Annotated in this window: 14 protein-coding genes; 5 read left to right on the top strand and 9 right to left on the bottom strand. The window is 53.5% G+C overall.

Annotated features, from left to right (window positions below; all coding sequences use genetic code 11):
- Both ACEN8Q_RS11715 and ACEN8Q_RS11710 read right to left on the bottom strand, forming a co-directional pair.
- On the bottom strand, positions 1 to 1,179 hold the full coding sequence (locus ACEN8Q_RS11715; RefSeq protein ID WP_413705227.1) for a hypothetical protein: 1,179 nt from the start codon (positions 1,177 to 1,179) through the stop codon (positions 1 to 3).
- Between the two features lie 312 nt (positions 1,180 to 1,491).
- Positions 1,492 to 2,334 (bottom strand): hypothetical protein, encoded by an 843-nt coding sequence (locus ACEN8Q_RS11710; protein ID WP_413705226.1) that lies wholly within the window; start codon positions 2,332 to 2,334, stop codon positions 1,492 to 1,494.
- Between the two features lie 537 nt (positions 2,335 to 2,871).
- On the opposite strand from ACEN8Q_RS11710, the gene ACEN8Q_RS11705 reads away from it, so the two are divergent.
- Entirely contained in the window at positions 2,872 to 5,850 is a 2,979-nt protein-coding gene (locus ACEN8Q_RS11705; protein ID WP_413705225.1) for a DEAD/DEAH box helicase, read from the top strand.
- Between the two features lie 286 nt (positions 5,851 to 6,136).
- Here the strand turns inward: ACEN8Q_RS11705 and ACEN8Q_RS11700 are convergent, their stop codons facing one another.
- On the bottom strand, positions 6,137 to 6,748 hold the full coding sequence (locus ACEN8Q_RS11700; protein ID WP_413705224.1) for a hypothetical protein: 612 nt from the start codon (positions 6,746 to 6,748) through the stop codon (positions 6,137 to 6,139).
- A gap of 111 nt (positions 6,749 to 6,859) precedes the next feature.
- On the bottom strand, positions 6,860 to 8,074 hold the full coding sequence (locus ACEN8Q_RS11695) for an OmpA family protein (RefSeq protein WP_413705223.1): 1,215 nt from the start codon (positions 8,072 to 8,074) through the stop codon (positions 6,860 to 6,862).
- Positions 8,075 to 8,163: 89 nt separating this feature from the next.
- Here ACEN8Q_RS11695 and ACEN8Q_RS11690 point away from each other — a divergent pair, with 89 nt between their 5' ends.
- Positions 8,164 to 9,810: a hypothetical protein gene (locus ACEN8Q_RS11690; RefSeq protein ID WP_413705222.1), complete on the top strand. Its 1,647-nt coding sequence runs from the start codon at positions 8,164 to 8,166 to the stop codon at positions 9,808 to 9,810.
- Positions 9,803 to 12,343 (top strand): hypothetical protein, encoded by a 2,541-nt coding sequence (locus ACEN8Q_RS11685; protein WP_413705221.1) that lies wholly within the window; start codon positions 9,803 to 9,805, stop codon positions 12,341 to 12,343. Before ACEN8Q_RS11690 ends, ACEN8Q_RS11685 begins: the two co-directional genes overlap by 8 nt.
- A 309-nt stretch (positions 12,344 to 12,652) precedes the next feature.
- Here ACEN8Q_RS11685 and ACEN8Q_RS11680 read toward each other — a convergent pair whose 3' ends face one another.
- Complete coding sequence (locus ACEN8Q_RS11680; RefSeq protein ID WP_413705220.1) at positions 12,653 to 13,882, bottom strand: abortive infection family protein; 1,230 nt, start codon at positions 13,880 to 13,882, stop codon at positions 12,653 to 12,655.
- Positions 13,883 to 14,078: 196 nt separating this feature from the next.
- Positions 14,079 to 17,093, bottom strand: coding sequence for an RNA-directed DNA polymerase (locus tag ACEN8Q_RS11675; protein WP_413705219.1), 3,015 nt, complete (start codon positions 17,091 to 17,093; stop codon positions 14,079 to 14,081).
- A 343-nt stretch (positions 17,094 to 17,436) separates the two neighbouring features.
- On the opposite strand from ACEN8Q_RS11675, the gene ACEN8Q_RS11670 reads away from it, so the two are divergent.
- Positions 17,437 to 20,061, top strand: coding sequence for a DEAD/DEAH box helicase (locus ACEN8Q_RS11670; protein ID WP_413705218.1), 2,625 nt, complete (start codon positions 17,437 to 17,439; stop codon positions 20,059 to 20,061).
- Between the two features lie 252 nt (positions 20,062 to 20,313).
- Entirely contained in the window at positions 20,314 to 21,129 is an 816-nt protein-coding gene (locus ACEN8Q_RS11665; protein WP_413705217.1) for a DUF3427 domain-containing protein, read from the top strand.
- A gap of 252 nt (positions 21,130 to 21,381) precedes the next feature.
- Here the strand turns inward: ACEN8Q_RS11665 and ACEN8Q_RS11660 are convergent, their stop codons facing one another.
- The 3 genes from ACEN8Q_RS11660 to ACEN8Q_RS11650 all read right to left on the bottom strand — a co-directional run bounded on the left by ACEN8Q_RS11660 (position 21,382) and on the right by ACEN8Q_RS11650 (position 24,500).
- Positions 21,382 to 21,591, bottom strand: a complete 210-nt coding sequence (locus ACEN8Q_RS11660; protein WP_007992519.1) for a hypothetical protein — start codon at positions 21,589 to 21,591, stop codon at positions 21,382 to 21,384.
- A gap of 172 nt (positions 21,592 to 21,763) precedes the next feature.
- Positions 21,764 to 22,954, bottom strand: coding sequence for a hypothetical protein (locus ACEN8Q_RS11655; protein ID WP_413705216.1), 1,191 nt, complete (start codon positions 22,952 to 22,954; stop codon positions 21,764 to 21,766).
- A 91-nt stretch (positions 22,955 to 23,045) separates the two neighbouring features.
- Complete coding sequence (locus ACEN8Q_RS11650; RefSeq protein ID WP_413705215.1) at positions 23,046 to 24,500, bottom strand: tyrosine-type recombinase/integrase; 1,455 nt, start codon at positions 24,498 to 24,500, stop codon at positions 23,046 to 23,048.
- Positions 24,501 to 24,533 lie beyond the last annotated feature (33 nt).

Genomic DNA, 24,533 nt, shown 5'->3' with positions numbered 1-24,533 from the left:
TTATTGAGCCCAGAAGGAACCAAGGATCTGTTTGCGATGGCCTACAAGCAGGACGTCGCGGTGTGCGAGCAGCACGCTTTCCGGGCAAGCGTTCATCTCTGCACAGAGATTGGTTGCGTCGACCAGCTTGCCGCCGGGCGCCGCTGTCGCGCCAGAACGCAGCTCGATGGAGTAATAACCGTCGGGGCTCACTGTCGATTTATCGCTCCCTCTCAACGTGATGAGTCCGTCAGCGGTTGCGTCGCTCTCTTTGCCCTTCATCGTAAAATTGGATTGTTCTCGCCACAGGCCAACAATCTCGATTCCGAACATGCGCTCTATATCCGCGACCGTGGTGCATGGCGGGACATAACGTACTCCCTCCTCGCTGCTCAGGCGAACGGCGATACTTAGTTCGATATTGTTGCGCGCGCGCGCGGGCGTCGAGAGCGTGTACCTCATAAATTCGCTTCCCCGTTTTGCATCGATGACACCAACTTGGTCGGCGTAAAACCAGTCGTCCGATCCAATGGCAATAGCGCGCGGACCGTCATTTCCAGCGGGGAGTGTCACATGCAGGGTCCGGCTCGCAAGGCCGTTTCCTATCGTAGGATCTTGCACATCGGCGGAGCAGAACACACGCTTTGCGAGTTGAGACGTGGTTCTCTTCGGGATACCGCTCTTTTCTACAAACTGATAGTCGACACGCATCTTTTCCAGAAATGGTTTGAGAATACGGGTGGCATAGATTCCTGGCGCAGTCTTCACTCGACTGGAATAGGATTCGCTGTCGTTGCCATACATGAGCTGCCACGCGCCCGGATCATCGCGATCCTGTTCGGACATCGAGAGCAACGTTGTCATGAAGAAGGCATTCTCGCGCCCAAGAGCGAGGCCGTCGGCCATCGCTCCATCCACATCAGGCACCGTGTAGGTGTACGACGAAGGGAGGGTTTGTTGCTCTACTTTTTCGTTGCCGGAGGGGAGGGCAATTGAGTCGAGGCGGATCCTCATCCCGGCTCCAACATCAAGCTGACAGGAGCGCGCTGATTCCTGATTGTCGGGGTTCCAACAGTTCTTGTCGTTCAAACCCAGATAAGCGATGCGCTGATTCAGTGCATCCACTCCACCAGTAAGTCTTGCTGTGCATCCGGTCAAAGCCACTGCCATGACCACAGCAAAAAGAACTCCGTTCTTCATTATCGCCTCCGTTCCAACTCAGGAAATGTTCGCCACCATCGTTTCTCTAAATAGCGGGCAAGCTTCGGTCAGGCTGTTATTGACGTCTGTGTAAACCGACCAAGAACGGCAGGTCGTTTTCTAACAACGAAATACGGATGAAATTGCTCTGTTGGGTTTGTTCTTTCTAGCGCTGCGCAATATTAAAAAGTAAGCGACGACGCCAATCCTAGTCTCTAAATCTATGCCAATGTGCTTTGCTATCCAGTTCGAGGACTGCACTTCTCAGATGTAAACCAGACCTGGCCCTATAAAACGTCGGATGCGCCCCACCTAAACGACGCCCCGACTGGCGTAGGTAACACTATCGCGAGAAGCTTGGTCCCAGGCCCAGTTCACCGTCTTGTTGAATCCGGCATTCGCCGGGTCATTGAGCTTGCCCCAGTAGGCAAACGGGTACTTTCCGTGTGCGAGGGGGGAGCCTGCTACAACAACCACAACGTGTCCGTTACCCGTCTCCTTCCGCGCTCCGATCACGAACTCGCCTCTTGCGGCAGCTGCAGCAGCTCTTTGTCCAGCCTGAGCATCCGATCCCAATTCTGTCCAGCCATTGGCTGAGGTCAACTGACCGACAATGTCATTGGCCTGTCCGGTCAATGTGATTGCAAATTCCTGAGCTACTGCCTTGGCGAAACCTGAGCAATCGGAAGCGTTTTCAGGGATTTTCAAAAGCTTCTCGCAGCTTTGCTTGATTCGGTCTGTGCTTGAGATGGTGGTGAAGAACTCGGTAGTAGAATGCAGGGAGCGCGGACTCATGGTCGGGACAAGTGGTTGCCCCCCCCATTTCGGTAGTTGTGTGCGGACAAATCCCTCAATGAAATCGGTACCCGCATAGCCAATACCCACAACACCGAAGAACATCTCGGCAGAGATATTGATAGCGGCGCTTGCTTGGAAACCAGTTATGGTGAGGATGCCGATGCCGCCAGCGATCGCCCCAATAAAGAGACTGAAGATTAAACGAGAAACGTCCAGCCCTTCCGAGCGAAGTGTCGTTCCTTCTGCCGCTGCTTCATCGCTCGCCTTCTTGAGGCCGACGATCGTGCGTAGCCCTTGCCCAAATGCGCCGGCAATGACACCGATCACGATAAGCTGCAAAAGCTCATATCCAGCCATGGCTTTTTCCTCTCATCCTTAATGTTTGGTAGATGGTAGACGAACCTTTCGATTGGTCAAAAAAAGACCTACCAGAGATGGTTTGAAGTAACCATGTATTTGGGCCGACTTGATCCATCAAGCGATTCTAAAAGAGTAGAATCCACCGTAGCGCGCCGACACACCGCTCGATTCTGTGTTTCAAGCCGATGCAAGCACCTCGTAACAGCCATGCCCCAGCATAGGTACGGAATAGTCTTCCGGTAATATTCAGGCGCCACTCGGTCCGGGGTGTGGTTCCTAGATTTGTGGACGACTGGCCGCCTTAGGTTAGGTTCAATCGGTTCCAAGAGGCAGCTATCGGCCGACTCTGTTGAAAAAGTCGGATTTTCGGCTTGCTTGAACTCAGGCACGCCAACCAGTGGAGAACCTTGCAGACCGCTGGTAATCCGTCGTCGGTGCTGAATTCACTTGCCCCGAAACCCATCCACACCCCTTATCACTTGCACAAAAACGGCACCAGAGTACGCTTCAACCGGATCCAAAGGAGGGATTGCGGTGCCGAATTTTTTTGTTGAGCAAGCGGGGACGCTGAATTTGTTTCAACAGCAGCGTACTCCCAATCATGGATTCAGACCTGGGCAGCTGGGTGCGTTGCACTCCGTTTTGGCGCATTTCTCCGTACAGGACGACCCTGCCATCGTCTGTTTGCCCACAGGCTATGGAAAGACCTCCTTGATGATGGCGCTTCCCATGTTGCTGGGGCCGGCGCGTGTACTGATAGTGGAACCTTCAAGTGCCTTGAGAAATCAGGTGCATTCACATATTTCGGTCATGTCCACGCTCCGACGGATTGGAGCGCTGGCTGAAGATTGTCCGCTTCCTGACGTGCACCTGCATATCGGCCGTACTCAGTCCCTTGAAGAATGGCAATCGCTTCGAACCTACGACGTCGTCGTTTCGACACCTTCAAGCTCATCCCCCGACCTAGCCCCTGGTGCGCCCCCGGATTTCTTCGATCTTGTGATTTTCGATGAAGCGCATCATGCCCCGGCCGATTCCTGGATGGCCTACGTCGAACACTTCACAAAAGCTCGGTTCTTGTTTCTCGCGGCAACGCCCTTTCGACGAGATGGGCGCGTCATTCCAGGGAAGCTCGTTTATCGATATCCCGTAATGCGGGCTGTCGATGAGGGGGCCTTTGAGCCAATTAACTTCTGTGCGGCGCCGATCGAGGACGAACTCGATGATGAACACGTTGATCAAGCCATAGCTCGGGCGGCTGTTCAGCAGCTTAACGAGGACAGGGCAAACGGGTTCGATCATAGGCTGTTTATACGCGCAGGGACTATCAAGGCCGCGCAGGATCTAGTGCCGCTATATCAAGGCCTGGGCATAGCGGTCGAGGCCATTAGCAGCAAACTTACGAAGCGTCAGCAGGAGGCGATTGAGGAAAGGCTGATCAACGGTACACTGGCAGCGATCGTTTGCGTGGACATGTTCGGGGAGGGTTATGACTTTCCGAAACTCAAGGTGGCGGCGCTCCATGCTCCCCACCAGTCTCTGGTGCCCACAATTCAATTCATTGGACGTTTCGCCCGTGTGGACGAAACTACAGGCCCTCCAACGCTGATTGCACCAACTTTCCGTATCAAGGAAGCAACAGCGTCTCTTCTCAAGGAAGGCGTAAATCTTGCGCAGATGATTGATGAGGCTGCGGTCGCTCAACTGGCGGGATCTCTGGAGGAACAGGAGTTTATGGAAAGGCTCCCTGTGAGGAAGATTGCCGAATCTGACTATGAATCTGTCTCGCCACTGTCCTTTAACTTGTATGCCCATGTACGTGTTTTCGAGTGTGACGAGCCACCGAGTTTTGGGCTCCTTGACTCCACGATTGGGCGGCATTTGCGGATTGTGAAGCAGTGGGGAACCCAAGATGGGACAATCTCGTTGGTTTTGACGGCAGACGAGACGTCTCCCAATTGGGCCATCTCTGATGCTCTGATCGACGTGCGTCACGACGTGTTTCTCTTGATGTTTTTCGAGGCTGCAAAACTCTGCTACATAGGGTCGACCCGTCGAACGGAGAAGCTTTACCTCTGCATCATGGATACGATTTCTCCCGGTGGTTGCAGACCGCTCAGCTACCAACAGACCAGCAGGGCGCGCGCGGGCTTGGAGGAGGTCAAGTTTTACAACGTTGGGCTGAAGAACACGACGTTCAACTCGCAGGGAGAGACTTATCGAACCCTCACTGGCCCCCAGGCGGAGAGGGCGGTGACAGCCGGCGACAGTCGAGTCTTCTCCCAAGGACACTTCTTCGGCAGCGGTATGAATGGACAGGTCAAGGAAACGATTGGCGCAAGCAGCAGTTCCCGGATATGGAGCAATCAGCGCCTCTCGATCCTTGATTTCGTTGAGTGGGTGCAAACCCTGAACGGACGCCTCTCCGGTAATGCACCTTTTAGCGCAACCCAGTTAGACATCGTGCGCTCTAGCAAGCCTTTGAGTCGGTTACCAGATGTGGTCATAGCGGCGAACTGGCCTAAAAGCGGTTTCAAAAACAACCCGAAAGTACGCTTTCGGGCTGTCGCCCAGCAGCGCGTTCAATATTCGAGATTGGTTGAGTGGGACATCCAGAACTTTCAGTGCGACATACAGGCGGGGCAATTAGCCTTTTCGCTGGTTAGCGCCTTCGGCGTAGTGCCAATGCGATTTCACTTGGCAAACGCACTAATGGTGACGTGTCTGGATCCTGACGTCTCCATCGAGATCGAGTCTGCCCACGACTCCTGGGTTGCAATGGCGGACTGGCTCTGCGAGCACAGTCCAGTGTTCTACGCCGCCGACAAATCATCCTTTGAGGGGATGAATTTGATGGCCGCACCGTTGCTGCAAACCGAACGTTTGGCTCCTGGCGATGCAGAGATCATCGACTGGAGGGGCTGTGGCATACACATCGAATTTCTACCCCAGGATCAATCCCCCGAGACGCTGCGAAAGCGAGCCCTGCTCGCCGGAAACCTGACCGTGCAGGAGCACCTGGAGCGACACCTGGTCAACCTGCCGGATGTTCAAGGACTCTTCTACGACCACAGGGCGGGGGAGGCCGCCGATTATATCTGCGTAACCAAGAATGCTGAGGATGAGGTTAACGTTAGCTTCTACCACTGCAAAGGTGCGGGTGGGCCACCAAGTGGAGGCCGTGTGGGTGATGTCTACGAGGTGGCAGGACAGTTGGTCAAGTCGGTCTATTACTGCAACGTGCCGACGATTCTTCAGCACATGGAAGATAGGATGCTTCCAAGGCACACATCACCCTCCTACTTTGTTCGCGGCAACAGAGCTGACGTTACTCAGCTGTTGAAAACTACACCGGCCACCAAGCTCACGTTTTCCGTGATCGGCGTTCAGCCTGGCATTCGCCGCTCGGCGATCAATGCTCACCTGAGTGATCTTATGGCGTTCTGTATCAGTTACGCGAGGCAGGGAGGGGCAGCGAAGGCTTACTGGCTGGTCAACGAACCAGAGAATTGACTCCACGAAGCAGCTGAGGAGTACGCCGGCCTCTTCTTGTATTTCGCCATCGTGGATGACCTAGATTTGCCTATTGTTTAGCTCCACGGGCGGCTTTTGGTTCTTCGCATTTCCAGATTGCAGTCTTTACAGACGGTCTGTAACCAGCGGTTTTGCGTGCTACCAGCATGTGATCAATGCGGGATTTTGAATAGGCCGATCACAATGCTTTTCGCTCCACTAGCCGAAATACGAGAATGCTTCAGCGACGTCAGTCGGCGACAGTTATTTACTTGGCGTATATGTGTTATCGCAGATAGGTGCGTTTGGTACGCGTCATATTGATCATGAACGTATCTTCGTACAGACCATTGGTCTCTAGGACAATCTTGTCCTTCGTTGTGCTGCGAATGTCATATCGTTGTGACTGGGCGAGCATGATTTTTGGGCCAAGGTCCAGCGCAGGGCTGTCTGCGGGTAGTCCAATATCGCTGGCTGGAATGGTCGTTCCTCCGCGGTCTACGCGAGATGCTGGTGCCTTGACGTTTAGAGCTTTTATCACGAGTTCAGTGTTGGTCGCTTGCCACTCTCCATTTCCGTCATAGTCGTAGTGGATGACGAATGGAATACCCGGTACGGTACTGATCGCTTTCAAGTCGCCGGTGACCCTGTAGGTCTTGTTCGTGAAGTACTGGATGGTGCCTTGGAAATGGACGATGAAACCACGGTCTGGAAACTCGAACTCCTGGTACCAGTTTCCAAGAAGTGCTGGATTGATGCCGTCGGGTGATTTAGGTGGAAACAGGTATGGTAGAAGTGGGCCAGAGATGGTGGCTGTCGTCTCCAGTACCGATACGAGAACTATCACAGCCGGCAATGCTGTCAGCCACATAGCGCGGCTCTTCAACCATTTATTCATGTGTTCCCTATTTTACGGAGTCAAAGGTTTGCGCTTCGTCGATAGCGTTCTTCCCGCGCCCGCAGAATCTATGGGACGGGGATTGCCCGCCCTTTAATTTTTTCAAGCCCGTTACTGTATCTCCTTCGTTTGGATAACGATCTGCACGCGGCGATCCATTGCCAAGCATTCCTTGAGTTCTTGTTTGGGCAGATTGCGTGCGCAGGTTGAGATCGGCATGTGAGAACCTGCCGCCTTGATTTTTAACTGCAATTCGGGGCCAAGGGTTTTGAGTTTTTCGACGACACTCTCAGCCCGGCGGCGTGACAGCTTCTGATTACTATCGTTAGAAGCAAGCACTGGGTTCCGATCACTGTGACCGGTGACGGTGACTGCGATGACTTTGCGCTTGGACTCTTCCAGATAGGTTTTTACTTTCTCTGCAAAGGCTGTAAGAGCCGCGTCGCCATCTGGCGTCAGGGTGGAAGCAAAACTTTCGAACAGCAAGTCATTGCCTAGCGTAAAGCACAATGGAATGCCGCCCTTGTTGTCCGGGCGGCGAATGACATTCACTCCCGATCTGTTTAGTTCGAATTGGTATGCCGATCCGCTGCTGTCGGTCAGAAATGGCATTTCGATCAGAGTGCGCTCGCCCATTCCATGCCAGAGGACGTTGACATGGTGCACAACCTGTTCAGGGTGACTACTGTTGCCGCAGCTATGTAGCGTGAGATCTAACTCATCCACTACGCTCTTTATGATGTTTTGGTTGGTTGTATCTAGGCTCAGCGATACATCCATCTGCCGGAAGCCGAGGCGCTGCATTGAGTTCGAAATGATGTTGGCTGTGAGATCGGGTACGAAGAGCATCGGCAAAACGATTGCAATCAGTACGATCAGAATTTTTAGGCGCTGGTTTTTTTGCACTTGCGCAACTGGTGTGTAAAGCGGCAGGGGCTTCCAGTACCAGGGAATGATCAAAAGGATCATCGCACCCAGTAGCGGAGCCAATATTTTCACATTGTGAGCAGCCCAAGCGGCGATGCCGAGTACCGATGTCAACGCGATGCCGAGAATAAAGAGACCGCTGTCGAACTTGATCTGATCCGAGCGCCAATGGAAGACTCCGTGAACTGCACCGAGTGCGAGCAGATACCAGAGACCGTAGAAAAGTCCGAACATCAAGGCGGCAAAAACGAAGAGCAAGCTTTCACTTATCGTTATGCCGGTCGGGTAAAAATTTATGATGAGGGCCCAGTAGGCGAAAACCACGATCACGCCAAGGGTGATGGTGACTTGTAGCAGTGTGGCGGCATAGGCTTTGAACAGATCGAGCAGATACTTCAACGGTACTTCCTAGTCATTTTTTGTGGCGCTATGCCACTATACCGCTCCCTCCTCAAAAGCTACCAGGCGTATTGAAGGATTAATCGTCAATGAAGCTCACCACTGGCTGGTTGAAACCGCCTTATGCGAGCACCGGAATCGATCATCTGGGTACTCAGGCGCCCTGTGGGATGATCTATAGCCAGTTGCTTCCAGGCATCACCAACGTTACTGATCGGGCGCGCTACTACTCTTTCTACCCTTGGCTGGTCTGGTCTTATGACCAACGCTATTTGAAAGACGACCATGCCCATTTTGTTGAGCGTTTCCGGCGGGCAGATTGCCTGTTCACTTTGATTGCCGAGCGACACTCGCAGGTCAGTGATCAAGAGGGTGAGCAGCATGGCATTGCGATGGTTGGGCGCATCAAGCTCGTTCCGGCATTGGCTCGTTTGAAGGCCAGTGAGTCTCTATGTTTGTCGAAGTACGCAACGACCGAGAACTCTGCGGACCGTTACTTTGTGAATAAGTTGGGTGGTCTTTCTCAGTATTACGCTGGCACCTTGGCCAACTTGATGATCATGCAGTCTTCCACAACGTCATGGGCCACTTACAGCGAGGAGTACGGCGAGCTGCTGGCGAAAAACTTCGATGCGGACATTCCAGGCCAACGTTTCTGGGAGATAGTCGAGGGGGATCAAGTCACTCTGGCGGATCTGGATGAGCTTAGTGGCTTTTGCGCTTGCAATATCCCTTCAAGTTTCGCGGAGTGCCAGCAGCTCACCGATATTTTTTTCGACAACAAACGTGCATACGCGGAAGAGGGCGAGCAGCGTCGCCGAAGTCTGGCATTGATCCAGCAGTTGGTGGATGCACTGCCGGGTGGTCGGGATCTTACTGAGGACAATTTCCGTGCTTGTGTGTATACCCGCACGTTGCCAGCGGGTGAGCCATGGGTTATTCCTCAGGCACTGCAGAGTACCTGCGCACATTGGGTCGTATACGTACGTAACGATCTTCTATCAGTCGCTTTCCAGACCATCTTTGCCATTTGCTTGCAGGAGCTACAGTCACTGACGTCCGATCAACGCCAGGTGTTTGGATCGATTGAATCATTCGCCAATTGGTTTGCTCACTCTGAAAGCATGGCTGAAGTGGTGAATGCTTTAGGGAATACGAGCTTCGAGGCGTTGGTAACTCACACAAGGGTGCATGGACCGGACTTAGCTGACTGGGAAAACGCGGCACATGAAATTCAACTCGGTATGCAGTTGATCGCCGGGTGGGCGGGTGGAGAGGAAGTCACGTTGTTGCTCGCCAAAAGCCTTGAGTTGCTGGCCATGCTCGTCGCTCGTGATGATCTGAGTCGGCTGCCATATTCGGGGCTTGCGATAAGTAAGGAGTGGCTACGGGATTACCCAATCAATTTAACGAGCTTTCGCGATCGTTGCATCGACTGGCAGAAGATGTCTCTTGAAAAGGTGATGAGCGAGTTGATGCTCTGGAGCATGGATACTCATCTGCGCGTGGCACTGCGCAAGCTTCGGCAGTCAAGCCGATCAACTTTTCAGTTGCGGCCTTCGGAGCGAGGTTTGGAAGTTGTGTGCGATCAGGTTCCACCTCCCTCCCAGACAACGCCGAGATTCCGGCAAGCAGTACGCATCTTGCACGACTTGGGATTGTTGATGCGTGATGATGAGGGTAAGACTCGACTCACCGATTCGGGTAGGAGTCTGATGGAGGTGACCAGTGTCTGAAGTCGTCTCGATTCTGGATGTGATCAAGCGAGGAGGGTATGAAGCTTCGCTGATCACCACCTTCAACGCAACACTGCCCTTTTACGAAGAGGTATTGCTACGTAAGTTAGTGAGTGCTGGATGCCGGCATAACGTGGTGCTGATGGATCGTCGGCAATGTGCCGTCGCGTGGGAGAGTCGGGCGACCCGACCTCGTTTGGCTGGCCATGCGTACACGCTTTTGCCAATCGGGGTAAGTGGGGCCTTCCACCCCAAGATCTGTCTGTTGCTGGGGGCGAAGAAAGCCGCGATCCTGGTTGGTAGTCACAACCTTACTCTGTCCGGATTAGGCTTTAATCGCGAGATTACCAATTGGGTTGAGGTGGATGGCGTTAAGGATAGAGAGGGTGCCGCTATTCTCAGATCGCTCTGGCAGATGCTTCGGCACTGGATCAATCTGGAGCATGGCAAGGTGCCTGCGCCGATTCTGGAATCTGCACTGGCGATCAATCGCTTCGTCACGCCTTTGATCGCCACCTCAATGTCTCATGTAATCACGCCGGCGTTGCTAGGGCAGGGAGCGGGATCCCCATCGCTCATTGATCAAGTTGCGGCGTTTGTGACTGAACCGGTGCGAAGGATTGCAGTGTTGGGGGCGTTTTTTGATTCCAGGTTACTTCTTATTAGGAAGTTGAAGGATCGTTGGCCTGAAGCCCAAGTCGTAGTCGGCATTGACCCTGAGACAGTGCAGCTTCCCGGCGTTTATGCCGTCGAAGGGGTGCGGCACGTTGATGCAAGGGCTTTGTGGTGCCATCAGATTGGCTATCTGCATGCGAAGGTTTTCTACTTTGAGTGCGATCATGCGGCCGGCGACATCTTTGTCAGTGGCAGTGCGAACCCGAGTCGTCCTGCCTGGATGAGCGGCGAGGGGGATGGCAACGTCGAAGCCGTTCTACTGCAGAGTGGTGATCTTGCCCGCGAGGCCGCAGAGGCCACCTTGATGAGTGGGCTGTTCGATCTGCCTGACCTGGATCAAGAGGCGTTCGAACAGATCCGCCAGCGGAATTTGCTCAAAGAGAACACGTATCAAGAAGAGGGTCTGCCGATCCTCTCAGGTTTTTCCAACCCGCTGGGGTTGATACGAATCACGCTCCGAGGAGCTCCTCTCATTGTCACAAGTGCGGTGTTACTTGGTCCTAACCAGGAGGAGTTGGAGCGAGTCTATGTGATCGACTGTAGCGACAAGGAAGTCGAGTTCAGAACGACAATCGAGCCCACCGACATTCGCTCCTGCTTGCTGGAGGAGGACGGTTGCGCTGTTGCTCGTGCAATGATTCTGCATCCCTCCGTCATTGAGATGACTGCACAATCTTCCAGGCATTATCAGGTTCGTTCAGCGCTTAGCGAATTGGGATCGAGTGATGCCGATATTTCTCAGCTCATTGCTAGTGTTGAACGAGTCATTTTTGCGGAACAGACGAATCGAGAGATCGAGGAAGCTGTGCGCGAACATCGCGCAAGGACGGACAACTCTGAAGCTGGCTCATCTCCGGATACCCTGGCGATCAGCATCAGTGACATGACCAAAGGCAAGCACAAACCGCGCCTGCTGAAGTCGGGTGATTTGGCCTATTTGATCGATGTGTTGATGCGACGCTTAAATGAAGGTCTTGAGGCGCAAAGTATTGGGGTCGATCACGTTGGACGAACCGAAGAGGAGCAGGTAGGGCAGGAGGATGAAACGTCAGAGGATGACGTTATTGTCCCTGCTGAAGAAGCCAAGCTTTCAGATGCTGGCATCGCGCATATAGTCGCAAAAAAATCACGGGCATTGTGCAGGAAAATGGTTCAGCAGTTAGAGCTGGCAAGTCGAGATGAATCGCGACAGATCGTTACTCCAATCCAGTTGATTGCGGTGTTGGCGTTGATTCGAGAGTTGCGCCATTTGGACAAGCAGAAACGCTGGGCGGCCACGGGACTGCCTTTCGTCGAAGAGCGTGACCGCCGCTATCTGCTCAATGAGAGCCTCAAATATCTGTTGGGATCGCAATCACGATTACTTGCTGCGGTAGACGAGGCCGCTGCTGATTCTGTTGATGAGTCGATGCAGTTGCGGACGTTGCTTGTCTGGCTCGCGTGGGATCTGGGGGACGAGCTGACGGATCATGCAAATCGCATCTGGGAGTCATACGAAAGGCTTCCCATGTTGCAGGCCAATGCTATGTTTTTGGCACTTATGCCGGCTATCGCGGCTGACAGACAGGCCAGTACGGCGCTGCATGACAGCATTCAACGAACAATCAAAAGCACTCCAGTTGCCTCAATGCGGGCGGAGAAGTGGTTGAGGCAGCATATGGACTATGGCACCTCCTGGTCGGTGGGTGCACAGGAGTGTGACGAGATGAAGGTGGGTGGGTATTGCAGAGTGAAAGGATTGTACGAGGAACCACGGGTAGTCTTGGAGGTTACTCAACTGGCGGTGGGATTTTGGGATTTTGACCAAGAGCGGAAATTCATGCGGGAACATGTGGTTGCAGTGGTGCCAGGTCGTTAAGTGGGAGAGGTGGCGAATTGCTCATAATGTGATTGGTGAGTACAGATTTTTGAAGTTGGTGAGCTGTTCGTGGATCGTCGATTCAGTGTCTGCTTTCGTCCCGGAGTGTGTAAAAGCGCAGACATCAGGGCTCGGCCTGAGCTGGAGCACAAATGGCTCGAGTAGTCGGATCCACACATCAGAAGATGTCCGCTTTTGGCCGGTTGCTGTCTGTCATCAAGGGCAGTGATCGACCCATTGCAGCCGGTCAGCAGCGGCAGAGTTCACCAAAAGCAGTCATTCCGATGCGTCTACGAAATTAGTGGCGATTCAGTTCAAGCCTTCTCTATGGCGGAAGGTCTCCGATACAAAGTCGATGAAGGCAACCGCGGAAGCTACAGCAAGCCGAGCATGCCGCGGCTGAAGTCCGCGATGTTGACCGTCTCTCCCATGTCCTGTGCCGTATAGTCCACGCAACTGAGCAAGGTTGTTCGTGAGTTGGGTAAGATTCCGAAGAATCAAACGAATGTTATCCGCCCCCTTCGTAGCATCCGTAATGCCCTCTGGGACGAGCTGCAGCTCCTTCGCGACTTTCTTTGTGAGATCGCCGAGATCCTCGGATTTGGTAAATGGAATAGCCCGCTTTGTCAGAATGGATTTGCAGCATGTTTCAATGAGCTCTTTTGCTGTACCAATCGCTAAGGCAGGGTCTCGATCAACAGAATGTTCCAGGCGCTCGATTTCCTTCGCCATCCAGCCTGCGTCGAGGGCCTCTGCGACGGTCTTAGCTCTTAGAACGGCTCGGGACGAGCTGCTGCGCTGCCGGAAGGAAAAGCGTGGTCGACCGGCAATGCGCTCCTCTTCATAGATCTCCCAACCAGCAGATCGAAGCTGATCGTTGAAATGGAGCACTAATTTAAGTGCCTCATCGCGATCGGGACGGACAATTGGATGCACGACCTCACAGAGAAAACGTAGGAACTGTTCCACCGGGCCGTCAATCAGCTGAAAGCGAGAATCTGTGTAGACCCAGTCATTTTCCCAATCATCATTGTTATAACGATGCTGCCAGATATCACCTGCCGCATCCTTGAACCTACTGTCTGTGGACGGAAGTTGCTGAAGGTCGAACAGACGACTCAAGAACTCGACGTCGTCGAGCTGACCATACCAAGCCACATCTTCCAAACGTAGGCCATCCAAGATGTTAACGCGGACTTGCCGGGGGAGATCTGATGAGTCAGATCTCCAGTCAGTACGCTGTTCTCTTGCCGGCACGATTTTGGCTGAGTACCAATCCTGTGTTTCAGGCTCAATAGCAGTCCTCAGTCGAGCTGTAATTTGCTCTTCTAATTGGCTGCGTTTCGCTCCTAGCCGGGCGTAATCCTGAGCGGGCAGCTTGAACTGCACATCACAGATGTTTGTACCACCATTCCAATTGTCGTAACCCGTCTGCTCAATATGCGCCGGATACTCGCGTACGATGGCAGCCGCTTCGCTCATGCCCTCTGCACGTAGGAGCGCGTGGACCGTTGCAAGTATCTGTTCTGTCTGTTCCATCGCAACTGCTCCTATCCTTGCTGGTGATTGAGAATCTATGTACCCGCGCATAGCGATGTCCGCGCTAGGCCAAAAGCAGACGTATTTGCGCTAGGCACTGCTGCCCGATATGAGGTTCAGAGGTGCCCGCGCAACTAGGCGCGATTCTGGATCAGCACGGATGAAAAACAGTAAACCCTGCTTGATCGAGTCAGGTCTAGGCACCTTTGGGTAATACTCTCCGATCCGATGCCATGTCCTCGTTGAAGCCATCTGGCACAGGCTTGAAACCTGACGCTGGCGAGCGGTGGCTGGACTGGAACTGGCGCAGGCTCAGTACGTCGATTTCACCTGTAATGCAGTAGTCGTGGTTACCTCCCTTGACTCGTAATATGTCGCGCTTCCAGCGCTCCTTGTAAGGTGCGCGGATACGGCTATCACCGAAGCGGCGGTTGTTGCATTGGATGATGTAAGCATGAATATCCAGGGCGGCAGACTCCACCAGTGCGTTGAATGTGTCGGTGTCGCTGTTCCACTCTGGAACAAACAGCGCGTCGACCTGACCGCGTAGAGCCGCACGATAACGAATATTGGTCAGCTCGCTACAGATCATAATGGCAAAGCGGAAATCACCATGCTGGATTACCGGAGGCTTTTGCCACTGTTGCTCTTGAGTCGGCTGCATCTGCAGGCCTGCTAGGCGAAAGAGTTCTTGCTCCTCATGGAATGCTGGACGCTGTTTATCCTGGCGATAGAGCATCAGCGAAGGGAACCCAAGACCGTCGTGCGTTAGCGAAGCCCAAACCTGGTGGCGCACATACTTTCTCGGCGCGTGGAGGTACTCCACCCCGGTGATCAAAGATATGCCACGGCCCTTTAGCTTGTCGGCGATACGCATAAACCATTGGGGTGGTAGAGACACTTCCGGGAGGATCAAGTAACCAGCGCCGTCAGGCCGAGAGATAAGTTCGTTGATCAGGCGATTGATGCGTTGGTAACGGTGCAGGCCGTCCGGATCGGGTAACCCCATGATGGCGGCGGTAAAGCTTTCATCTTTGGTTTCCAAACTGGCCACAGCGATGGTCTGTTTGGCATTGGGTTCTCCGTCCGGGATATGCAAAACCTGCTTTTTGTCGAGGTGCGGCATCTTGTGCGCGGTCAGCTCAAAACCTCGCAGTGCTTGCACCACCAACCCCAGTGTTTGGCGGCTGGAGGCGGCAAAAGGAGTGGGAGCGATGAGGTAAAGCTCATTGAGGCTGAATGGGCGAGTGGCGAAGGTTAGTCCAGGTGGGGTGCCGCGTTTAAGCCTGAGCCAGTTCGCCAGTGTGGCGATGCCGTCGCTCATCTCGTCAGGCAATAGCTCTTCTGCGTCAAAAGTTGCGAGGTTTTTACGGAGTGGAATACCGCGCTGGCTGACCATTTCCTGAGGCAGGCCTGTAAAGCGCAAGGGGATATGGGCGAGATCGAAGCTGAACAGCCGAGCTTGAAGCTTCTGTATGTGCTGGCTGGTGATGTTCGTTGGCCTGTCCAGGAAGTTATTCCAAATGACGAAGGCAAGGCTCTCCATATGGCCGGTCATTTGGTTCTTCCAGGCGGTAGTCCCCGATTTGCTTAGGCGGGGCGGAAACGCAGAGACGATGCTCTGCGCTGTCACTTCCCAGATGGATCGCTTCCATAAATGTCGGGCTTCGGCTGGCACGTTGGCAGCAGCCAGGCTTTTGATCGCCAGAGTGCAGTCGCTCTCTACTTTATTGATCAGGCCACCCAGTGCATTGATGATTTTGTCTAGGTATTCAAAATCTTCACAGGCGGTTGCCATGCGGATGATGCGTGGGAGGTATTGAGCCAGTTCGAAAAACTTAACTGGGGTGAGCAAATGCTCGATGACTGCGGCGAAAAAGGCATGGCGGTGTGCTTGCCAATCCTTTGGGGGGATATCGCGTTCGAAGGCTTCGTAGTTGCGAAGGCTAAGGGCAAAACCGGCGCGGTGCAGCGTCAGTGCATCAGTCTTTCGCAGATTGTCTGCTTGCTCTCCAGCAAGGTTGGTAGCTTTGAGCAAATCCGTAGCCACGGTGTTGGGCGAATTCGGCAGGTCGGGTAACGCGCGCCATTCGCTTGCACGTTGGTTGATCTGTTCGGAAATGGCGTTGACCAGAGCAGTACCTGCAGACCCTGCAAGGATGAACAGCTTGTTTTTGCTGTTTTCAAAAGCGATGCGGTCTTCTTTGAGGTATCCAGGTTTGAACAGGATGCTGCCGTTATCTTTTTTGAGCAGGTCCTTGCCGCCGTCACGACTGAAGATCCACTCCCAAAACTGCTCAGTGGTTTTGATATCGCTGGCGTTTTCCATAACCAGCAGAATGTCGTCCACATAACGACCGTAATACAGTGGCACTACTTGTTGCTCGATGAACTGGTCGAGCCTGATTAGCGCCGCGTTTGCGACCACAGCAGACGCAGGCAAACCTACAGGTAAACCTTTTCGTAGTGGCGTTTCTTGTGCCCAGGCCAACAAGGCGGAAATGAACAGGCGGTTCAGTTTGGACTGCGATTCGCTCAGTTCAATTTTGGCTAATTTGAGGAAGCTATCGTCGAGCATAAAGCCGGGGCTTAGCTCGTGATAGAAACTGCTTACATCGGCTGTGAGTGCCAATACTTTTTTCTTCTCGCTCAGGGCCGTGCGCATCGCCTTGATGCCACCGTCGCGCCATTCACGGAAGGGTCTGAGATAGGGCTTGAATGATCCAAGGGCCCACGTGTTGATCTCATCGTGCCGGTTGCGGCGTAGGCGGCTGCCAAAGACGTTGCTGCTGAGCTGCTTGTCGAAGAGATCGCCGACTTCCATCATCCATAGTGATGACAGCACGTGAAAGTCGATGCTGCAGCGGGCCATGAGGCGGAATACGGCAGTGGGATGGTTACCGACCTCAGTCGCGCTTAGCCACTCGGCTTCCGGTGAGGCAAAGATCAGACTTTGATCCTGCTTTCCTTTCACAATCTGGATTTCTTTTGGTGCCAGCGTCCAAGTGCCGAGAAATGCAGGGTCTTTCACCCAATCCTCGTTCATCGCTTCGATCTGCTCTTTCAGGCGAGTGAGGTTTTTGCTCAGGTCGTCTTCATAGTTGGCAATGTCGAACAGCGACGGGTTGGTTGAGTAGTAGAGGTCAACCTTGGCCTTGCGATAGGCGAGGCCAAGGTCGTGCAGCGATAACGACATCTGGATGACGTCCATTTCTTAACCTTCGGCAATCCTGAGATATCCCGGATATTACCGAAAGCAAGCATGAGTGGGCTAAAGCATTGCAAGGCGCTCTATCTCTACTCACCGATTGTCATGACTGGACCACTGAGCAGCCCCTAGTTTAGTAGGCGCTTTAACGGGCCGCTTTTGGCCGATTGTTGACTGTCAGAAGGGCTGCAACCGACCCAAGCAGCCCTATCGCGCGACCAGCAGAAAACGAACCGAGGCGGGCATCCAAGAACGATCAAACACGGATAATTCATAGCTTTGTGCCATCTGCTAGAGTCAGGAGTGCAACTGCACGCCGATGTGCATGCTTGCCAAGGAGGGGGCTATGTACGACACACTGAAACAGACTCTAGACGCTGAGGGGCTGACGGTCGTCGAGCGATTTGTGTTGCCATCACGCCCGGCGGCTTATGCGCCGGTACCTCCGCTATTAGCCACCACCGCTGTCGGTGCATACCTTGCACTCACTGCTCCCGAAGGTCTTTGGCAGCATCAGGCAGCGGCTCTTGAAGCGTTGGGCCACCATCGGAATGTAGTCATTCCAACGGGGACTGCATCTGGCAAGAGCCTGATCTTCAGGTCTATTGCATTCCATCGTATTTTGAGTAACCCAAACTGTCGGGTGTTGGTGTTCTACCCGCTCAAGGCATTGGCGAGTGATCAAATGCGCGGATGGCGGGCCATGGCGCGGGCCCTTGGCATGCCAGACGAAACCATAGGTCGGATCGACGGCTCTGTATTGGTAACACAGCGCGACAACATCCTGCAGAAGGCGCGGATTGTGGTGATGACACCGGACGTGTGTCATGCCTGGTTAATGTCGCGGCTGGCTATGCCGGTGATAAAGCAATTTCTCTCCCAGCTTGCCGTAGTGGTAATGGATGAGGCGCACACACTGGAAGGTGTTTTCGGCAGCAATTTTGCCTATTTGATTCGCCGGTTGCAGGTCGCAAGACATCATTTGCAGAAGCAGGTCGAGACTCCTCAGGAGCTGCAGTTCATAGCCGCTACGGCAACGATCCTACATCCGGATGAGCATTTAGCTTCATTGACGGGGGTTCAGTTTGACGTCGTGCCAGAGACACTTGATGGATCACCACGATCAGAGCGTATTTGTGCGCACGTTGCAGCCCCACCAGGCGAAGAGATGGAACTCGCTAGGGAACTACACAATTTGCTCCTGAACGGAAAGGGAGTTGGCGGGTTCATAACCTTCATGGACTCCCGCAAGGGAGTCGAAATGCTCGCACGCTCCAACACTACAGAAATCGAGAATCTCTTGGGATCGGCAGACGTGCTGCCCTACCGGGCGGGATACGCAGCAGAGGACCGCGAGAAGATTGAGGAGCGCCTGCAGGCAGGCAAATTGCGTGGCGTGGTATCGACGTCGGCGCTGGAAGTGGGCATCGATCTGCCACACCTAACTGTGGGGATTAATGTCGGTGTTCCTGCTACGCGTAAAGGCTATCGCCAGCGACTCGGTCGTGCCGGGCGGGCATCCCCCGGCGCGTTTATTATCGTGGCCGGACCGAATGCCTTTACAAGCTACGGGATGTCCTTTCGAGAGTATCACGATCATTCGGTCGAAGATTCCTATCTGTATCTTGACAACCGGTTCATGCAGTTCGCACATGCCCGCTGCCTAGTGGACGAACTCGAGGCGCTCGGCTCCGGATTAACCCTACCACTCAAGGCAAGTTGGCCAGAAGGCTTTCAAGAAATATACGACTGGGCCAAGCCAGGCGGTAATCGCCCTCCAGCGTTTGACGCGATCGCACAGATTGGAGGGGACGCTCCGCATTACAGTTATCCACTGCGAAATGTCGGCGAGCTTAATTTTCGTATCGCGCAGGGAGATGGTGCATCTGCAGTTGCCATTGGTGAGGTCAATGAGCTACAGGCCCTGCGAGAGTGCTATCCGGGGGCAACATACTGGCACTTAGGCCGAGCCTATGAAGTCCAGGCATGGCAGACGAGCGGTTTTACCGGCCCACTTATTCGCGTAAAGCTGGGGGCTCCGAACCGATCGACGCGTCCACGGATTCGAACCTGGATCAACGCAGGAGTTACTTCGGTCGATCTACTAGAGGGACATTATCTTCGAGGAGAGTTTGGGTTTATTGCCGAATGTCAGATGCAGGTGACACAAAAAGTAGAGGGCTACGATGACGTGAGTGCCGGTGTCTATCGCCCATACAGCGAGTTACGACAGGGTAATCCAAATATGCGCGCCCGTATTCGGAACTTTCGAACCAGTGGCGTACTATTATGTATCGCTGAATCATGGTTCAGTACCGGTGAGGCAAAGAGTCGATTCGTAGAGCGTCTGAATGCTGTGTTTGCCCGTGAGTACAGTATCCTTCCGCAGGATGTCGGCTGCGCAGCAACTAACATTTCGGTGAGATCCATTAATGGCGGAGGACCGCGTAGCGACTGCATTGTGGTATTTGACCAGGTCTACGGCAGCTTGCGACTCACTGAGCGTCTTTACCTTCACTTCGACCTCCTGCTAAATCGTTTGGAGCGCGCTGCGTCAGTCGAAGCTGAGTCCGGCGACGAAGATTTTCTCTGTGACGTCCGAAAGATCCGCGACATCTTTGCCTCATTCTCAACTACAACCAGCGAGTCTTTGCTCGAGGCCGCTGGCATGATAGGTAAGCACATCCGCGTATTCACTCCAGAATCACGCGTTAGCTATCGTGAGAACGGAAAAATGGGGTCGGAAGTTGAAATCATTCGGCCGACAGTTATGAATGGAAAATTGATGTACCAAGTCAAGTGTCCTACCAGGCTATCCACCAATGTCTCAGCCAAGCAATGGGTTGCTGCGGAATATATTGAGCCCACCGCTGGCGATGGTGAGTGGGATCAGGCTTGGTGGAACTCGGAATCTGAGGAGTATGAAGATCCTCCCGACTCATTAGACGAATTAGCGAATGGTCAAAACTAACTGTGTTATCTTCTCACGGGATGATTGATGACGCTCTAGAGTGCTCGGAGCAGACGGTGGTGTGACCACCCTGGCAGTCGGTAGCAACCGCTAGGCGTCGAGGTAGGAGCGATTAATCAAGCGCGGACAAGTGCACTTTACCGGAAAGGATGCTAAGAATTAATGGATGTCATTCGGCGTGTCACTTATTTGCGCTTTTGGTAGCTAACCATCTTTATCATTAGTTCTTGATGTGGGTAAGGGAGTGGATCAATGACTGGGCACAATTTTGTCGTTGACAGGCGATACACGAAGGACGATATCTATCATGTTTGTAGGGTTCCAGTCGAAAAGCAGAAGGGAAATTGGAACACCGGATATACCAACTGGCAAGGAGATTGGTTCATATTCTGCAATATAGGTGCCGCTGGGCGAACGGGTCACGACTACAATAACAAATTCGAAGGCAGCCAATTGCACTGGTACGGAAAGACTGGATCACACCTCGGTCAAAGTTCCATTCAGAGTATGCTAAGACCAATAGGCAAGGTACATATCTTCTACCGTACTGATGATAGAAGCCCATTTAGCTATGCGGGTGCGGCTACTGCGGTAGCGTATAAAGATACCATCCCCGTCCAAATAACATGGGGGTTTCGGGATTCAAATAAGCCTTTCTCATCTGTTCAGTCTGATAACCAGGGTTCTCGTGCATCAGAGCCTCTTGAAGGAGGAGAGACACAATTCCCTGAGGAAATCGTAGATCCTGGTGTTTACTCAGAGGGGGCGGTAAAACAGATTTCGATTAATGCCTATGAGCGAAGCGCAAAGGCTATAGCTGCATGCAAAAAGCACTATGGCGCAACTTGCTTCGTTTGCGGATTTGAATTTGGGAGGGTGTATGGCGAAATTGGACGAGGGTATATCCACATCCACCACTTAACGCAGATTGCAGACGTTGGCAGAAAATACGAAGTTGACCCGGTAAAGGATCTGCGCCCTGTTTGCCCAAACTGTCACGCCATGCTCCATCAAAAGCGTCCGCCCCTTAGCATTGAAGAGCTGAAATCGCTATTAATTCGCAGCTAACAACTCACCGCTGGCGCGACAGCCCTGACGGGCAGCGGCCTTGATTCAGCCGTTAGCAAATCCGCATTGTGTGGCCTCCAAATGACCGCTTTTGGCTGTGGCTGCCTGTTGTCAATAGCTGAAGGCAGTCTGAGCATGCCGTCATCGGTCGAGTTGCAGCAGTAAATTTAGGCAGTCACCCAACGGGATTGTTTGGATACTTTTACCTGCGGAGGAATTAAACAGCGCGCGCCTTGTGACCCGCAGACGAAGTCACTCCGGCGCCATCAGCACCGCGAGTGTCATATTGATAAACTCTTCGTTCCTACTGATTGCTTCTAAGGCGCCGCGAACGTTATCGGCGACTTCTGCGGATCCGCGCTGCTCGACCCATAGAGTTAACTCCATGATGGCAGCCTCGAGGGCGAGTTGGTTTTGATTGATTTTGAAAAGCAGGGAAGGGAGCAGGTCTGAATTAGGCATTGGTTTTCCTCCGTGAGAGGATAGCGTAGCAGCAGGATAATTTGAGCCGACCAATTGTCTGTACGTTACGATCAGAGCCCATTCAAAGGCGCGTTACCTGAGTTTTACATCGCCGGCTGTGAAAGCCCGTTCAGCATCAACTAGGGATGACAATTACGCTACTAATCGCCAATTACTCAGGCCACCAACCTTTCTCTGCTTGTCCGTAGTGTGAACCACTGAACCAGCTTTCTAGTTGTACGTCCAAGGTGGTGATCAATGCCAGACTCTCCTGCAGAGGATCCAGAAGGTCAGCCTGCTTGTGCGCCCAATCGATCCAGGCCTGTGCCATCTCCTGATCTGCGAGTGGGGCAAATTTCAGGCAGTTTTCCACCCCTTTTATGAAGGCTCGTAAGCGCTCAGCGCGTTCCCATCGCTCTGTATGTTTAACGAGGCTTCGTCTGAGGCGACGTTGTGTTTCTGATTCTCGGGCATGTTCAAGGCGTCGTCTTTCATCTTCAACCCATTCACGTTCTCTTGCCTCCTCCTTCTCTCGGAGGGCCTTGATAGAAACTGATGCGGAACTCAAGCCCACCAGGATGCTAGAAAGTTTTTTCTCGAGCTGTGTGGTCTTGGTGTCCTTCCAGTTTTTCCGTTCTCCGTAATCCATCCGCGCTTCGATCTGAAACGTCAGTTCACCCGTTGAGGTCCATTCAAACTGTGGGCTTCGCAGGGACATGAAATTAGGCTCCCAAGGAGCACCTGGGCGGCGTTTGGGGGGAGGCGGTGGTGGTAACGGGAGTTTGTCTAATCGCTCAACGAGTCGTACGGCCATGCTCTCGCCGTTAACAGTGGCAATGGTTTTTCCTTCAGCGTTGATCTTCCATGAATAACCTTCAGCCTCACCCTCTTTGATCAGTGCATCAAAAAGGATTGCGCAGCGTTCGATCAATGTCGACGAGATCATCACGTTCAATACACGCTTGCCTCCGTAATCGAGATAACCTTCCTTGAGCTTCGACACTTCTGCAGTCTTTAGCCATTGGCTCACTAGCGCGTGGGGCTCAGTCAATTGAGAGGGGGCTTCAATCGTTCGCCGGGTTTTTGGTGAGTTCGAACCAGTGCCAGTCTTACCGGGCAGAGTGTCACGGTCGAGAACCTGGAATCGGACCTTGCCTTCGATCTGAGGAGGCTTGGGTTTGCGTTGTCGCTGCTTTTCCGATTTTGCCCAGTGGCCACGGCCAGGGAGAGGGATGCCGGCTTTCCGGCAAGCTTTGGCTACGGCGACGTCGGAAACACCAATGTCGTGGGCCAATTTGACCATGGGCGTTTGCCATACTTTTTCGAACAGTTCCGCAACGGTGAAACTCACGAATGTGTACATGCAGTCTGTCACCTTTGCTCATCGCGAATTCAAGGCCACAACACGGGTTGTCGCGGATGTTAAATTCTGGAGAACACTGGGTGCAACAGCCCTATGAGAGTGTCCGCGTCTCTGGCGCCGCGTACGCTGGAAAAGACAGCATCGACTCGTTCGGCGTGTGCTCATAGGTTGAGGACAGCACGGCACTGAGTCGATCGCCCAACAGGTTCCAGGCACACTTCTTCTCTTCGGCATAGTCGTGATGCAGGTAATGGCGCCTCACCCGCGAACCGGCCAGCACATGGTTTTGGCAGCGGTCGATGACGTCCAGGCTGACCCCCAAGGCCTGCATCATGGTCGCGCCGGTGCGGCGCAGGTCATGCGGGGTCCAGTCGCCGTTTTGGCCGTCGACCAGGACCAGGGTGTCGTCGTGACGCCGTCTGGAGAGGGCTTTGCGGTTTTTGAATCGGGCCTGGCGATCGCCGACCTGTTTACTCACCACCTTTACGTCCACATGCCCATCATCCTGCTTGTTCGGAAAGCACCATTGGGAGTCTCCAGTGAGGGTCTTGAGCTCCTGAAAGAAATGCAGCGCAAAGGGCGAGAGGAACACATGGTGGTCTTGTTTCTTGCCACGTGTGCCTTTGACGTTTTCACTGGGGAGGAACCAGGTCTGCCGGTCCAGGTCGACATTTTTCCATTCGGCCTGCAGCAACTCGCCAATCCGGCACAAGGTGCCCAGGCTGATCCAGAGCGCGAGTTGCGTTTCCTTCTTTAATGGACGAATACCCTCGTACTTTTGGCCTGCGGGGAGGGCGTTGTAATCGGCGGTCATTTGCTGGAAGCGGTTGTACAGTTCCAATAGCTCCGCCGGGGAAAGGATCCGACTTCGTTCGGCTTCGTAGTCGGCAGGGATCAGGGGAGTGATGTCGACCAGCTCCGTCGGATCGCCCTCGATCAATAAGGCCCGCCAGGGCTGACGTTTTCTGGCCCAGCTGAACATCTGGGTGAGGTCGGCGAAAAAGCTGATCGCTTGCCGGTGAGCGCCGCGGTTGACCACGGTGCGGATCAGCGCCCGAACATCGTGTTCGGATACGCTGCTCACTGCGGTCTTACCGAGTGCTGGCAAAAGGTCCTTGTTAAAGCGTCGTTGCAACTCGGCATTGCCGTCTTTACGCGCGACGCCATCCAACAGCCAGGCCTTGGCCAGATCCTGGACGGTCAGCGTTTGCACCTTCGTCGTTTTTACTTGTTCGGCCTCTACGTTAGCCGCGGCGTAGGCCTTTGCCTTGGCGGTTTTCTTGTGTTCGTTGGGATTGATCTGCTCATCAATGAGCACCCTGGCCTGGTTACGCGCCTTACGGATGTCCGTCAGGGATTTGCGTGGCCAGGTTCCGCAGGCGTACTCTTTGTTCTGGTCGCCCCAGCGATACCGATAGAAAAAGCTGACTGATATACCGTCCTTACGCACGGAGATTCGACCGGCGAGATTGCCAGCTTCCCGGAGGATGCGGCCGGCATCTTCAGCGGTCAGCGACTCGAGTTCTTTGATGGTGATTTTGGCCATAAAATGGACTCCCCCTACTTTTACCCCCACAAA

This window comes from Pseudomonas sp. Pseusp16 (assembly GCF_047324915.1).
Taxonomy (GTDB): Bacteria; Pseudomonadota; Gammaproteobacteria; order Pseudomonadales; family Pseudomonadaceae; genus Aquipseudomonas; species Aquipseudomonas fluorescens_CD.
Note: the sequence above shows the minus strand (reverse complement) of the source record. Positions and strands in the feature narration are given on the sequence as shown.

Excerpts from the sequence above, each read along its gene's own strand:
- ACEN8Q_RS11715 (WP_413705227.1), bottom strand. The coding sequence starts at position 1,179 with ATGAAGAACGGAGTTCTTTTTGCTGTGGTCATGGCAGTGGCTTTGACC.
- ACEN8Q_RS11665 (WP_413705217.1), top strand. The coding sequence starts at position 20,314 with ATGACTGGGCACAATTTTGTCGTTGACAGGCGATACACGAAGGACGAT.
- ACEN8Q_RS11700 (WP_413705224.1), bottom strand. The coding sequence starts at position 6,748 with ATGAATAAATGGTTGAAGAGCCGCGCTATGTGGCTGACAGCATTGCCG.
- ACEN8Q_RS11690 (WP_413705222.1), top strand. The coding sequence starts at position 8,164 with ATGAAGCTCACCACTGGCTGGTTGAAACCGCCTTATGCGAGCACCGGA.
- ACEN8Q_RS11655 (WP_413705216.1), bottom strand. The coding sequence starts at position 22,954 with ATGTACACATTCGTGAGTTTCACCGTTGCGGAACTGTTCGAAAAAGTA.
- ACEN8Q_RS11710 (WP_413705226.1), bottom strand. The coding sequence starts at position 2,334 with ATGGCTGGATATGAGCTTTTGCAGCTTATCGTGATCGGTGTCATTGCC.
- ACEN8Q_RS11675 (WP_413705219.1), bottom strand. The coding sequence starts at position 17,093 with ATGGACGTCATCCAGATGTCGTTATCGCTGCACGACCTTGGCCTCGCC.
- ACEN8Q_RS11680 (WP_413705220.1), bottom strand. The coding sequence starts at position 13,882 with ATGGAACAGACAGAACAGATACTTGCAACGGTCCACGCGCTCCTACGT.
- ACEN8Q_RS11650 (WP_413705215.1), bottom strand. The coding sequence starts at position 24,500 with ATGGCCAAAATCACCATCAAAGAACTCGAGTCGCTGACCGCTGAAGAT.
- ACEN8Q_RS11660 (WP_007992519.1), bottom strand. The coding sequence starts at position 21,591 with ATGCCTAATTCAGACCTGCTCCCTTCCCTGCTTTTCAAAATCAATCAA.
- ACEN8Q_RS11670 (WP_413705218.1), top strand. The coding sequence starts at position 17,437 with ATGTACGACACACTGAAACAGACTCTAGACGCTGAGGGGCTGACGGTC.